Consider the following 12678-nt stretch of genomic DNA (forward strand, 5'->3'; position numbering starts at 1 on the left):
CACTTGACCCCCTGCCAGCAAGACCCGGAGAAAGGTGCCCCGAGTGCCCCGCCGCAGAATCGGCTTCTGGTACCGCCTCGCGGCGGTCATCGCCAAACCCCCCCTGGTGGTTCTGTTCAAGCGGGACTGGCGCGGCACGGAACACATCCCGGCCGAGGGCGGCTTCATCACGGCGGTCAACCACAACTCGTACCTGGACCCGCTCTCCTACGCGCATTACCAGTACAACACCGGCCGCGTGCCCCGCTTCCTGGCCAAGGCCGGCCTCTTCAAGGCCGGATTCGTCGGCACCATGCTCCGCAACACCGGCCAGATCCCCGTCTACCGGGAGACCGCGAACGCCCTGGACGCCTTCCGCGCCGCCGTGAACGCCATCGAGCGGGGCGAGTGCGTCGCCTTCTACCCCGAGGGCACCCTCACCCGCGACCCCGACATGTGGCCCATGCCCGGCAAGACCGGCGCCGCCCGCGTCGCGCTGCTCACCAAGGCGCCGGTCATCCCGGTGGCCCAGTGGGGCGCCAACCTCGCGATGCCGCCGTACGCCAAGAAGGACAAGTTCAGCTTCTTCCCGCGCAAGACGCTGATCGTGCAGGCCGGCCCGCCCGTCGACCTCTCCCGCTTCGACGGCCTGGAGCCCACCCCCGAGGTGCTGCGCGAGGCCACCGAGACGATCATGGCCGCCATCACCGCCCTCCTGGAGGAGGTCCGCGGCGAGCAGGCCCCCGCCGAGCCGTACGACCCGCGCCGCGCCCGCCTGGAGCAGCGCCGCAAGGCCGCCGAGGGAGGCGCCAAATGACCAAGGCCGCCGTCTTCGGCAACGGGTCCTGGGGCACCGCCTTCGCCATGGTGATGGCCGACGCGGGCTGCGAGGTGAGCCTCTGGGGCCGCCGCCCCGCGCTCGCCGGGACCATCAACGCCACCCGCACCAACCCCGACTACCTGCCCGGCGTCGAACTCCCCAAGGGGATCACGGCCACCGCCGACGCCGCCGAGGCCGCCGAGGGGGCCGACTTCGCCGTCCTCGTCGTCCCCTCCCAGACGCTGCGCGAGAACCTCGCCGCCTGGGCGCCGAAGCTGGGCCCCGGCACGGTGCTCGTCTCCCTGATGAAGGGCATCGAACTCGGCACCGCCAAGCGGATGAGCGAGGTCATCACCGAGGTCGCCGGCGTCCCCGCGGAGCGCGTCGCGGTCCTCACCGGCCCCAACCTGGCCCGGGAGATCGCCGCCCGGCAGCCCGCCGCCGCCGTCGCCGCCTGCGTCGACGAGTCGGTCGCCCAGCGGCTCCAGACCGCCTGCATGACCCCGTACTTCCGCCCGTACACCAACACCGACGTCGTCGGCTGCGAACTCGGCGGCGCGGTGAAGAACGTCATCGGCCTCGCCGTCGGCATCGCCAACGGCATGGGGCTCGGCGACAACTCGAAGGCCACGCTCATCACCCGCGGCCTCGCCGAGACCACCCGCCTCGGCCTCGCCATGGGCGCCGACCCGCTCACCTTCTCCGGCCTCGCGGGCCTCGGCGACCTCGTCGCCACCTGCTCCTCGCCGCTCTCCCGGAACAACACCTTCGGCACCAACCTGGGCCGCGGGATGACCCTCCAGGAGGCCGTCGAGGCCACCAAGCAGACCGCCGAGGGCGTCAAGTCCTGCGAGTCGGTGCTCGACCTCGCCCGCCGCCACGGCGTCGACATGCCGATCACGGAGACCGTCGTCTCGATCGTCCACGACGGCAAGCCGCCGACGGTCGCGCTCAAGGAACTGATGTCGCGCAGCGCCAAGCCCGAGCGTCGCTGAGCCGGACGCGCGAGGCGTCGAGCGGGGCGCTCAGGAGTTCGGACACCGCAAGGTACGCTCATCGCGATATGAGCGAGAACACCCAGAGCCCCCGCAAGCCGCGCGTGGCCGTCGTCTTCGGCGGACGCAGCTCGGAGCACGCCATCTCCGTCGTCACCGCCGGCGCCGTCCTCAAGGCGATCGACCGGACCAAGTACGACGTGCTTCCCATCGGCATCACCCGGGAGGGGCGCTGGGCGCTGACCGCCGACGCCCCCGAGCGGATGGCGATCGCCGAGCGCTCCCTGCCGGACGTCGCCCAGCTCGCCGAGTCGGAGACCGGCGGCGTGGTCCTCCCGGTCGACCCGGCCAGCCGCGAGGTCGTCCTGCACGAGCCCGGCTCCCTGCCGCAGGCGCTCGGCGAGGTCGACGTCGTCTTCCCGATGCTCCACGGCCCGTACGGCGAGGACGGCACCCTCCAGGGCCTCCTGGAGCTCTCCGGCATCCCCTACGTCGGCGCGGGCGTCCTCGCCTCCGCCGTCGGCCAGGACAAGGAGTACATGAAGCGGGTCTTCGTCTCCTACGGCCTGCCCGTCGGCCCGTACGAGGTCATCCGGCCCCGCGAGTGGGACCGCAACCCGGCCGAGGCCCGCAAGAAGATCGTGGAGTTCGCCGCCGACCACGGCTGGCCGCTCTTCGTGAAGCCGGCCCGCGGCGGCTCCTCCGTCGGCATCACCAAGGTCGACGACCTCTCCGGCCTGGACGAGGCCGTCGAGGAGGCCCGCCGCTACGACCCGAAGATCATCGTGGAGGCGCTGCTGCGCGGCCGCGAGATCGAGTGCGGCGTCCTGGAGTTCGAGGACGGCCCGCGCGCCAGCGTGCCCGCCGAGATCCCGCCGGTCACCGACCACGACTTCTACGACTTCGAGGCCAAGTACATCGACTCCGCCTCCGGTCTGGTGCCCGCCCCCATCGGCGACGAGGCCACCGCGGAGGTCCAGCGCCTGGCCGTCGCCGCCTACGAGGCGGTCTCCTGCGAGGGTCTGGTCCGCGCCGACTTCTTCCTCACCGAGGACGGCGACTTCGTCATCAACGAGATCAACACCATGCCCGGCTTCACCCCGATCTCCATGTACCCGCGCATGTGGCAGGAGAGCGGCGTGAGCTACCCCGAGCTCGTCGACCGGCTGATCCAGGCCGCGCTGACCCGCTCCACGGGCCTGCGCTAGCCGACGCCGTGGCCCTCGCCTCCGTCACCCGGAAGCGAGGGCCCGGCAGGACCCGAAAGAAACGGCCTAACGGCACTCGGGCTCCAGGGCACAGGGCACCGCCCGCTCCACCGGGGCGGCGAGATCGACCAGCGGCCCGATGTCGTGCGCGTACGGCTCGCCCAGGGTCACCTCGACGTACGTCTTCCGGTACACCGAGGTGAAACGGGGTCCGCCGTCCGCCGGCTGCTCCAGCATCCAGCGCACGCCCTCGGCGGAGATCCCCTCCGCCTGTGGATCGCTCATCTTTTCGGGCCGGGGGACCCCGCAGCGCAGTACGATCGCTCCGTCGCCCCACCCCGCGGTCAGCTCGGAGTCGGGGGACGGATCGCTCCGCTCCTGCCCCGCCACGGTGTCCGGGAGCTCCTGCGCCAGCGCACGGCAGAGCGCCGCCTCCGCCGCGGGCGGCGTCGGCACCGGCGCGGACGCCTGGGCGCCGGCGGAGCAGCCGGTGACGGCCAGCAGCAGGACGGCGGCTGAGACGGGCAGGCCGAGAGGCCGGTGGGAAGACGTCACCGGCCAAGGGTAGACGGGGGCTACAGATGGACGACCGGGCAGGTCAGGGTGCGCGTGATGCCGTCCACTTGCTGGACCTTCGCGACCACCATGCGGCCGAGCTCGTCGACCGTGTCGGCCTGGGCCCGCACGATCACGTCGTACGGTCCGGTCACGTCCTCTGCCTGGATCACCCCCGGGATCTTGGCGATGGTGTCGGCGACGGTCGACGCCTTGCCCACCTCGGTCTGAATCAGGATGTACGCCTGTACCACGGAACCTCCAGGGCGGCCACGAGGATCTTGTGGGAGAAAGAGACGCCACGGTACCGCGTCGCCGGAAGCCACGGGGAGACCCGCGCCTTCCGGGGCGCTCGGAGTGTGGCGTACACAGGACAGAAGTTGACGGTCAACTTGACGGTACCCAGCACGGTGACGGCCCGCGACCCGCGGCGCGAACGGACGCTCCGCCGACCGCCGGCCGGCACGACGACACGAGGTGAGACGCGGTGAAGGGCACAGTCGGAGAACTGGGCGAGTTCGGGCTCATCAAGGAGCTCACGTCCCGGCTCACCTCCACCCCGGCGGTACGGATCGGGCCCGGCGACGACGCCGCCGTGGTCTCCGCCCCGGACCGGCGCGTGGTGGCCAGCACGGACATCCTGCTCGAAGGGCGGCATTTCCGCCGCGACTGGTCGACGGCGTACGACGTGGGCCGCAAGGCCGCCGCGCAGAACCTCGCCGACATCGCCGCGATGGGCGCGGTCCCCACCGCGCTCCTCCTCGGCCTCGTCGTCCCGGCCGAACTGCCCGTCACCTGGCCCACGGAATTGATGGACGGGCTGCGCGACGAATGTCAGGTCGCGGGCGCGGCGGTGGTCGGCGGCGACGTCGTCCGCGGCGACACGATCATGGTCTCCATCACCGCCCTCGGCGACCTCCGGAACCACGATCCCGTCACCCGGGGCGGCGCGGAGCCCGGCGACGTCGTCGCCTACACCGGCTGGCTCGGCTGGTCCGCCGCCGGATACGCGGTCCTCTCCCGCGGCTTCCGCTCCCCCCGCGCCTTCGTCGAGGCCCACCGCCGCCCCGAACCGCCGTACCACGCGGGTCCGGCCGCCGCCGGGCTCGGCGCCACCGCCATGTGCGACGTCAGCGACGGCCTCATCGCCGACCTCGGCCACATCGCCGAGGCCAGCAACGTCCGCATCGACCTGCGCTCCGGACTCATCGACATCCCCAGCCAGATGCACGACATCGGCCAGGCCGTCGGCGTCGACCCGCTCCAGTGGGTGCTCACCGGGGGAGAGGACCACGCCATCGTGGCCACCTTCCCGCCCGACGTGAAGCTGCCCGCCCGCTGGAAGGTCATCGGCGAGGTCATCGCCCCCTCCGCACTGCCCCAGGTGACCGTCGACGGCGCCCCCTGGCACAGCGCCGGCGGCTGGGACCACTTCGGGGAGACCGAGTGAGCCCCGCCCCGCCGCTCGTCCTGACCGTCGCCGGATCCGACTCCGGCGGCGGCGCCGGCGTCCAGGCCGACCTCAAGGCCATGCTCGCCCTCGGCGTCCACGGCATGAGCGTGCTCACCGCCGTCACCGCCCAGAACTCGCAGGGCGTGCGGGGCGTCTGGGAGCTCCCCGGGGAAGCCGTCCGCGCCCAGTACCGGGCCGTCGTCGACGACATCGGCGTGCACGCGGTCAAGACCGGCATGCTCGCCACCGCCCCGCTCGTCGAGACCGTCGCCGAGCTCCTCGCGGGCACCCCCGGGGTGCCGGTGGTCGTGGACCCGGTCGGCGTCTCCAAGCACGGCGACCCGCTGCTCGCCGCCTCCGCCCTGGAATCGGTACGGAGCCGGCTGCTGCCGACCGCGACCGTCGCCACCCCCAACCTGGACGAGGTGACGCAGCTCACGGGCGTCCACGTCGCCGGCGAGGGCGACATGAGGACCGCCGCCGAGGCCGTCCTGGCGTACGGGCCGCAGTGGGTCCTCGTGAAGGGAGGCCATCTGCCCACCGGCACCGAGGCCGTGGACCTGCTCACCGACGGCGCCGAGGAGCACTGGCTCCGCGCCCCCCGCCACGACAACCGGCACACCCACGGCACGGGCTGCACCCTGGCCTCGGCGATCGCCGCCGGGCTGGCGCGGGGCCTCGCGGTGCCGGAGGCCGTACGGGAGGCGAAGGAGTACGTGACCGGCGCCATAGCCGCCGGCTTCGCCCTGGGGCAGGGCATCGGTCCCGTCGACCACGGCTGGGCCCTGCGCCGCTGAACCACGACGAGGGGCGGGCCCGGCCATCGGCCGGACCCGCCCTTCGTCTCGTGCGGATCACGCATATTCACGCAGGCAAGGCAAAAGGCCGGTCCACCGAGGTGAACCGGCCTCTCAAGGCAACCGCAGGGGCTGCGCTACGACACGGAAACGTCGCGATTAGCGCGAGACCTTGCCGGCCTTGATGCACGAGGTGCAGACGTTGAGCCGCTTCGGCGTCCGACCGACCACGGCACGCACACGCTGGATGTTCGGGTTCCAGCGACGAGACGTACGGCGGTGCGAGTGCGAAATGTTGTTGCCGAAGCCCGGCCCCTTGCCGCAGACGTCGCAGTTGGCAGCCACGGGTCACTCCAAAGACTTCAGATTTACAGTGAGATCCGGCGCACCGGAATCAGGAGTCTGAAGTGGCTTGCCGGGAATGTCCCGGCGAGTGCCGGGCAACCGAAGCAGCATACAACGGCTGCTCCCGTGGAACGAAACTACCACGGTCCGGGCCGGCGCCGTCCCGGCCCCCCGGTCCGGGAACCCCCCGTCTACCCTGCGGTGAGCTTCACCGCCGAAGGAGGACCCCCGTTGTCGCGAGCCCCGCAGCCCTTCGACCACACCGTCCGGAGTGACGAGCGTCTCCTCCTCGACGCGGGGACGGTACGGGCCTGGAGCGCGCGGACGGCCGAGGCACTCGGACGGGAGCGGGCCGCCATCGACGCCATCAACGTCTACCCGGTCGCCGACGGGGACACCGGCACCAACCTCTACCTGACCGCCGACGCCGCCCACCGGGCCGTCGAGGCCGTCTTCACCGCCCCCGGCGCCGCCGGCACGTCCGCCCCCGACACCACCGACGCCGTCCGGGCCATGGCCCACGGAGCGCTCCTCGGCGCCCGCGGCAACTCCGGGACCATCCTGTCCCAGCTCCTCCGCGGCATGGCCGCCGTCCTCGCCGAGGGCGCCGACGGCGACCACCTCGCCCGCGCCCTCGCCGCGGCCGCCGCCTCCGCCCGCGCGGCCGTCGCCCACCCCGAGGAGGGCACCATCCTCACCGTCGCCGCCGCCGCCGCGGCCGGCTGCGCGGACGGCGGGACCCTCCCGGACGTGGTCAGGAGGGCCTACGACGGGGCCAGGACGGCCCTGGAGGCCACCCCCGGCCAGCTGGCCGTGCTCGGCCGCGCCGGGGTCGTGGACGCCGGCGGGCAGGGCCTGGTGGCCGTCCTCGGCGCGCTCGTGGAGACGGTGACCGGCCGGGCCCCGGAGGCGCTGCCCCCGTCCCCGGGCGTCCGGCCCGGCCCCGCCGGACCGGAGGAGGGCTGCGGGCCCGGCGGCGACGGCCCCGGCTACGAGGTCCTCTACCTCCTGGAGGCCGAGGAGGCCGCCGTCGACCTCCTCAGGGCCCGGCTCGACGCGCTCGGCGACTCCCTCGTCGTCGTCGGCGGCGACGGGCTCTGGAACGTCCACGTCCACGTGGACGACGCCGGCGCCGCCGTCGAGGCCGGGATCGAGGCCGGCCGGCCGCACCGCATCCGCATCACCCACTTCGCGAGCACCGCCCCGGCCGCCGTCCCCGCGCCCGCCACCGGCGCCCCGGCCGGGACCCCCGCCCACGCGCGCGAGGAACGGGCCCCCCGCGCGGTCGTCGCCGTCCTCCCCGGCGAAGGACTCGCCGGACTCTGCGCCGAGGCCGGCGCCACCACCGTCCAGGCCCGGCCCGGCGAACCGCCCGCCGGCGACGAGCTCCTCGCCGCCGTCCGCCGCGCCCACGCGCGCGAGGTGGTCCTCCTGCCCAACGACACCGACCTGCGGGCGGCCGCCGCGGCCGCCGCGGAACGCGCCCGCGCCGAGGGCATCCGGGTCGCCCTCATCCCCACCCGGGCCGCCGTCCAGGGCATCGCCGCCCTCGCCGTCCACGAACCCGAGCGCAGCTTCGACGAGGACGTCGTCGCCATGACCGCCGCCGCCGGCGCCACCCGCTACGCCGAACTCGCCGTCGCCGAACGCCAGTCCTTCACCTCCGCCGGCGTCTGCCAGGCCGGCGACGTCCTCGGCCTCATCGAGGGCGACGTCGCCGTCATCGGCGAGGACCTCACCGACACCGCCCGCACCGTCCTCGACCGGATGCTCCAGGCCGGCGGCGAACTCGTCACCCTCGTCGTCGCCGACGGCACCCCGCCCGGCCTCGCCGACACCCTCGAAGCCCACGTCCGGCGCGGCTACCTGGCCGTCGACACCGTCACGTACCACGCGGGCGCGGGCGCCCCGCCGCTCCTCATCGGGGTCGAGTAGCCGGGACCTCCCCGGCGGGTTGTCCACAGGCAGCGCCCCGACTGTCGGCGTCGTGGTGTGCAATGGAACACGTGCCCGCGCTCGACGAACCCCTCAAGAAGTCCCTCGGCCCCGCCACCGCCAAGGTCATGGCCGAGGCCCTCGACCTGCACACGGTCGGCGACCTCCTCCACCACTACCCCCGGCGGTACGCCGAGCGGGGCGAGCTCACCACGCTCTCCGACCTGCCGCTCGACGAGCACGTCACCGTCGTCGCCCAGGTCGCCGACGCCCGGGTCCACACCTTCAACGGCGCCAAGGGCCGCGGGCAGCGGCTCGAAGTGACCATCACCGACGGCCTCGGCCGGCTCCAGCTGGTCTTCTTCGGCAAGGGCGTCCACAAGCCGCACCACGACCTGGTCCCCGGCACCCGCGCGATGTTCTCCGGCAAGGTCTCGCTGTTCAACCGGCGCCTCCAGCTCGCCCACCCCGCCTACGAACTCCTGCGCGGCGAGGGCGACGTCGCCGTGGACGCCTGGGCCGGCGCCCTCATCCCGATCTACCCGGCCACCACCAAGCTGGAGTCCTGGAAGATCGCCAAGGCCGTCGACGCCGTCCTGCCCGCCGCCGCCGACGCCGTCGATCCGCTCCCCGGCGCGCTCCGCGAGGGCCGCGGCCTCGCCGAACTCCCCGACGCCCTCCGGCTGGTCCACCGCCCCCGCACCAAGGCGGACGTCGCCGCCGCCCGCGACCGGCTCAAGTGGGACGAGGCGTTCGTCCTCCAGGTGGCCCTCGCCCGCCGCCGGCACGCCGACACCCAGCTCCCCGCCGTCCCCCGCCGCCCCGCCGACGACGGCATCCTCACCGCCTTCGACGCCAAGCTGCCCTTCACCCTCACCGAAGGACAGCGGAAGGTATCCAAGGAGATCTTCGACGACCTCGCCACCGACCACCCCATGCACCGCCTCCTCCAGGGCGAGGTCGGCTCCGGGAAGACCATGGTGGCGCTGCGGGCCATGCTCGCCGTCGTCGACGCCGGGGGACAGGCCGCCATGCTCGCCCCCACCGAGGTCCTCGCCCAGCAGCACCACCGGTCGGTCACCGAGATGATGGGCGAGCTCGCCGAGGGCGGGATGCTCGGCGGGGCCGAGCGGGCCACCAAGGTCGTGCTGCTCACCGGCTCCATGGGAGTCGCGGCCCGCCGGCAGGCCCTCCTCGACCTGGTCACCGGCGAAGCGGGACTCGTCATCGGCACCCACGCGCTGATCGAGGACAAGGTCCAGTTCCACGACCTGGGACTGGTCGTCGTCGACGAGCAGCACCGCTTCGGCGTCGAACAGCGCGACGCGCTCCGGAGCAAGGGCAAGCAGCCGCCGCACCTGCTGGTCATGACCGCCACACCGATCCCCAGGACGGTCGCCATGACCGTCTTCGGCGACCTGGAGACCTCCGTCCTCGACCAGCTGCCCGCCGGACGCTCCCCGATCGCCAGCCACGTCGTCCCCGCCGCCGACAAGCCGCACTTCCTCGCCCGCGCCTGGGAGCGCGTCCGCGAGGAGGTGGGGAACGGCCACCAGGCGTACGTCGTCTGCCCCCGGATCGGCGACGACGTCGACCAGGCCGCCGAGAAGAAGGCCGCCAAGCGCAAGCCCTCCGCCGAGGACGAGGCCGAGAAGCGGCCCCCGCTCGCCGTCCTCGACGTCGCCGAGAAGCTCGCCGCCGGCCCTCTCGCCGGGCTCCGCGTCGCCGTCCTGCACGGGCGCATGCACCCCGACGACAAGGACGAGGTGATGCGCCGCTTCGCCGCCGGCGAGCTCGACGTCCTGGTCGCCACCACCGTCATCGAGGTCGGCGTCAACGTGCCCAACGCCACCGCCATGGTGATCATGGACGCCGACCGCTTCGGCGTCTCCCAGCTGCACCAGCTCCGCGGCCGCGTCGGCCGGGGCTCCGCCCCCGGCCTCTGCCTCCTGGTCACCGAGATGCCCGAGGCGAGCCCCGCCCGGCAGCGCCTCGGCGCCGTCGCCGCCACCCTCGACGGCTTCGAGCTCTCCCGCATCGACCTCGAACAGCGCCGCGAGGGCGACGTCCTCGGGCAGGCCCAGTCCGGCGTCCGCTCCTCCCTCCGGGTCCTCGCCGTCATCGACGACGAGGAGGTCATCGCCGCCGCCCGCGAGGAGGCCACCGCCCTCGTCCTCGCCGACCCGGACCTCGAAGCCCACCCGGGCCTGCGCACCGCCCTGGACGCCCTGCTGAGCGAGGAGCGGGAGGAGTACCTGGAGAAGGGCTGACCGCGCCCCCGGCCCGCACGGCCATATCCTGGGGCGTACGCACTGGACGACGCAGGACGAGGACACCGATGACCCGCGTGATCGCCGGCACCGCCGGCGGACGGCGCCTGGCCGTGCCCCCGGGCAACGGCACCCGCCCCACCTCCGACCGGGCGCGCGAGGGCCTCTTCTCCACCTGGGAGGCGCTCCACGGCATCGAGGGCGCCCGGGTCGCCGACCTGTACGCCGGCTCCGGAGCCGTCGGCCTGGAGGCGCTCTCCCGCGGCGCCGTCCACGCCCTGCTCGTCGAGGCCGACGCCCGCGCCGCCCGCACCGTCCGCGAGAACGTGCGCGCGCTCGGCCTGCCCGGCGCCGAGGCGCGGACCGGCAGGGCCGAGCAGATCGTCACGGGACCGGCCCCGGCCGAGCCGTACGACCTGGTCTTCCTCGACCCGCCCTACGCCGTCGCGGACGAGGAGCTGCGCGAGATCCTCCTCACACTGCGCTCCGGGGGCTGGCTGAGCGAGGATGCCGTCGTCACCGTGGAGCGCAGCACCCGAGGCGGCGCTTTCGGCTGGCCGGACGGCTTCGAACCATTGCGGTCCCGTCGCTACGGCGAGGGAACGTTTTGGTACGGTCGCGCCGCCTCTACGTGCGAAGACGCACGATGACCGGACCGGAGAGCGAGGGAACCAGGTTGCGCCGCGCCGTCTGTCCGGGGTCGTTCGACCCCATCACCAACGGACATCTCGACATCATCGCCCGCGCCTCCAAGCTGTACGACGTCGTGCACGTCGCGGTGATGATCAACCAGTCCAAGAAGGGCCTGTTCGCGGTCGAGGAGCGGATCGAGCTGATCCGCGAGGTCACCGCCGACTTCGGCAACGTCGAGGTGGAGTCCTTCCACGGGCTGCTCGTCGACTTCTGCAAGCAGCGCGACATCCCCGCCATCGTCAAGGGGCTGCGCGCGGTCAGCGACTTCGACTACGAGCTCCAGATGGCCCAGATGAACATCGGCCTGTCGGGCGTCGAGACGCTGTTCGTGCCCACCAATCCCACGTACAGCTTCCTGTCGTCCTCGCTGGTCAAGGAGGTCGCGGCCTGGGGCGGCGACGTCTCCCACCTGGTGCCCCCGGCGGTCCTCGGCCGGCTCACCGAGCGGCTCCGGCAGAAGTGACGCGCGGCCACCGCCGCTGACGCTCCGTCACCTGGTGTCGGACGGGCCACGACTGCCCTTACAGTCGTCCCGTCCGTCTCCATCCAGCTGTAGAGAGTGGCGAGCACCCGGTGGACGTGCAGAAGAAGCTCGACGAGATCGTCGCGACCGTACAGAACGCCCGCTCGATGCCCATGTCGGCCTCCTGCGTGGTCAACCGCGCCGATCTGCTCGCCCTCCTCGACGAGGTGCAGGGCGCGCTGCCGAACTCCCTCGCGCAGGCCCAGGAGCTCATCGGCGGGCGCGACCAGATGGTCGAGCACGCCCGCCAGGAGGCCGAGCGGATCATCGAGGCCGCCCACGCCGAGCGCGGCACGATCGTCTCCGACACCCAGATCGCGCGGCAGTCCCAGGAGGAGGCCGACCGGATCCTCTCCGAGGCCCGCCGCGAGGCCGAGGAGATCCGCGCCGAGGCCGACGAGTACGTCGACTCCAAGCTCGCCAACTTCGAGGTCGTCCTCAACAAGACCATCGGCTCCGTCGACCGCGGCCGCGAGAAGCTCCTCGGCCGCGGTCCGGGCCTGGACGAGCACGGTTACGCGGACGAGGACGCCCCCGAGTACAGCGCCGACCCGCAGACCCTGATCGCGCGCGCCGACGAGTACGTGGACGCCAAGCTGGGCGCCTTCGAGGCGGTCCTCTCCAAGACCCTGGAGGCCGTCGGCCGCGGCCGGCAGAAGCTGCACGGCCGGATCGCCACCGACGCCCTCGGCGAGCACATGGCCGCCCAGGACGGTCTCGGCCACGCCGTGCACACCAGCGACGCCGACTACCTGGCCGGACTCGCGGAGCTCGCCGACCCGGAGCCGGTCGCCCCCGCCCCCGCGCCCGCCCCGGTCGCCGCGCAGATCCCGGACCGGCACGAGCCCGACCCGTACGCCGCCTACCAGCAGCAGCCCCAGCAGGTGGACCCGTACGGCTACCCGCAGCAGGATCCCTACGCGTACCAGCAGCAGCCCCAGCAGGTGGATCCGTACGGCTACCCGCAGCAGGACGCCTACGGCTACCCGCAGCAGCCGCAGGTCCAGCCGCAGCCGGCCGCGCTCGACGAGACCAGCTTCTTCGACACGAGCATGATCGACCTGGAGCAGCTGCGCCGGTACGAGCAGGGGCAGTAGCCGGAGAA

General features: G+C 73.3%; 13 protein-coding genes. 10 read left to right on the plus strand and 3 right to left on the minus strand.

Features of this window, described 5'->3' with window-relative positions; genetic code table 11:
• The first annotated feature begins 43 nt into the window (after nucleotides 1-43).
• From ACFVU3_RS01895 to ACFVU3_RS01905, 3 genes are all read left to right on the plus strand, one after another.
• Nucleotides 44-796, plus strand: a complete 753-nt coding sequence (locus ACFVU3_RS01895; RefSeq protein ID WP_390062792.1) for a lysophospholipid acyltransferase family protein — start codon at nucleotides 44-46, stop codon at nucleotides 794-796.
• Nucleotides 793-1794 carry an NAD(P)H-dependent glycerol-3-phosphate dehydrogenase gene (locus tag ACFVU3_RS01900; protein WP_390062794.1) on the plus strand — a complete coding sequence of 334 codons (1002 nt, stop codon included), beginning with the start codon at nucleotides 793-795 and terminating at the stop codon, nucleotides 1792-1794. The genes ACFVU3_RS01895 and ACFVU3_RS01900 overlap by 4 nt, the downstream gene beginning before the upstream one ends.
• A 68-nt stretch (nucleotides 1795-1862) precedes the next feature.
• Nucleotides 1863-3002, plus strand: a complete 1140-nt coding sequence (locus ACFVU3_RS01905) for a D-alanine--D-alanine ligase family protein (RefSeq protein ID WP_390062796.1) — start codon at nucleotides 1863-1865, stop codon at nucleotides 3000-3002.
• Nucleotides 3003-3068: 66 nt separating this feature from the next.
• On the opposite strand, the gene ACFVU3_RS01910 is transcribed toward ACFVU3_RS01905, so the two are convergent.
• The gene (locus ACFVU3_RS01910; protein WP_390062798.1) at nucleotides 3069-3557 is read right to left on the minus strand and encodes a DUF3515 domain-containing protein; all 489 of its coding nucleotides are present in this window, start codon (nucleotides 3555-3557) and stop codon (nucleotides 3069-3071) included.
• A gap of 20 nt (nucleotides 3558-3577) precedes the next feature.
• On the minus strand, nucleotides 3578-3811 hold the full coding sequence (locus ACFVU3_RS01915) for an Lrp/AsnC family transcriptional regulator (protein ID WP_030496958.1): 234 nt from the start codon (nucleotides 3809-3811) through the stop codon (nucleotides 3578-3580).
• Between the two features lie 233 nt (nucleotides 3812-4044).
• On the opposite strand from ACFVU3_RS01915, the gene ACFVU3_RS01920 reads away from it, so the two are divergent.
• Nucleotides 4045-5007, plus strand: coding sequence for a thiamine-phosphate kinase (locus ACFVU3_RS01920; RefSeq protein ID WP_390062800.1), 963 nt, complete (start codon nucleotides 4045-4047; stop codon nucleotides 5005-5007).
• Nucleotides 5004-5807: a bifunctional hydroxymethylpyrimidine kinase/phosphomethylpyrimidine kinase gene (thiD, locus tag ACFVU3_RS01925; protein ID WP_390062802.1), complete on the plus strand. Its 804-nt coding sequence runs from the start codon at nucleotides 5004-5006 to the stop codon at nucleotides 5805-5807. Before ACFVU3_RS01920 ends, thiD begins: the two co-directional genes overlap by 4 nt.
• A gap of 159 nt (nucleotides 5808-5966) precedes the next feature.
• Here the strand turns inward: thiD and rpmB are convergent, their stop codons facing one another.
• A complete protein-coding gene (gene rpmB, locus ACFVU3_RS01930; RefSeq protein WP_003957616.1) occupies nucleotides 5967-6152 on the minus strand; it encodes a 50S ribosomal protein L28 in 186 nt (61 codons plus the stop codon).
• Between the two features lie 231 nt (nucleotides 6153-6383).
• Between rpmB and ACFVU3_RS01935 the strand changes: the two genes are divergently transcribed.
• The 5 genes from ACFVU3_RS01935 to ACFVU3_RS01955 all read left to right on the plus strand — a co-directional run bounded on the left by ACFVU3_RS01935 (nucleotide 6384) and on the right by ACFVU3_RS01955 (nucleotide 12670).
• On the plus strand, nucleotides 6384-8087 hold the full coding sequence (locus ACFVU3_RS01935; protein WP_390062804.1) for a DAK2 domain-containing protein: 1704 nt from the start codon (nucleotides 6384-6386) through the stop codon (nucleotides 8085-8087).
• A gap of 62 nt (nucleotides 8088-8149) precedes the next feature.
• The gene (gene recG / locus ACFVU3_RS01940; protein WP_390062805.1) at nucleotides 8150-10357 is read left to right on the plus strand and encodes an ATP-dependent DNA helicase RecG; all 2208 of its coding nucleotides are present in this window, start codon (nucleotides 8150-8152) and stop codon (nucleotides 10355-10357) included.
• 68 nt (nucleotides 10358-10425) lie between these two features.
• Nucleotides 10426-11007: a 16S rRNA (guanine(966)-N(2))-methyltransferase RsmD gene (rsmD, locus tag ACFVU3_RS01945; RefSeq protein WP_390062807.1), complete on the plus strand. Its 582-nt coding sequence runs from the start codon at nucleotides 10426-10428 to the stop codon at nucleotides 11005-11007.
• A 26-nt stretch (nucleotides 11008-11033) separates the two neighbouring features.
• Nucleotides 11034-11513 (plus strand): pantetheine-phosphate adenylyltransferase, encoded by a 480-nt coding sequence (gene coaD, locus ACFVU3_RS01950; RefSeq protein WP_390063011.1) that lies wholly within the window; start codon nucleotides 11034-11036, stop codon nucleotides 11511-11513.
• Between the two features lie 110 nt (nucleotides 11514-11623).
• Nucleotides 11624-12670 (plus strand): ATP synthase F0 subunit B, encoded by a 1047-nt coding sequence (locus ACFVU3_RS01955; protein ID WP_390062809.1) that lies wholly within the window; start codon nucleotides 11624-11626, stop codon nucleotides 12668-12670.
• The last annotated feature ends 8 nt before the right edge of the window (nucleotides 12671-12678 follow it).

Source organism: Streptomyces sp. NPDC058052, assembly GCF_042885515.1.
Taxonomy (GTDB): domain Bacteria; phylum Actinomycetota; class Actinomycetes; order Streptomycetales; family Streptomycetaceae; genus Streptomyces.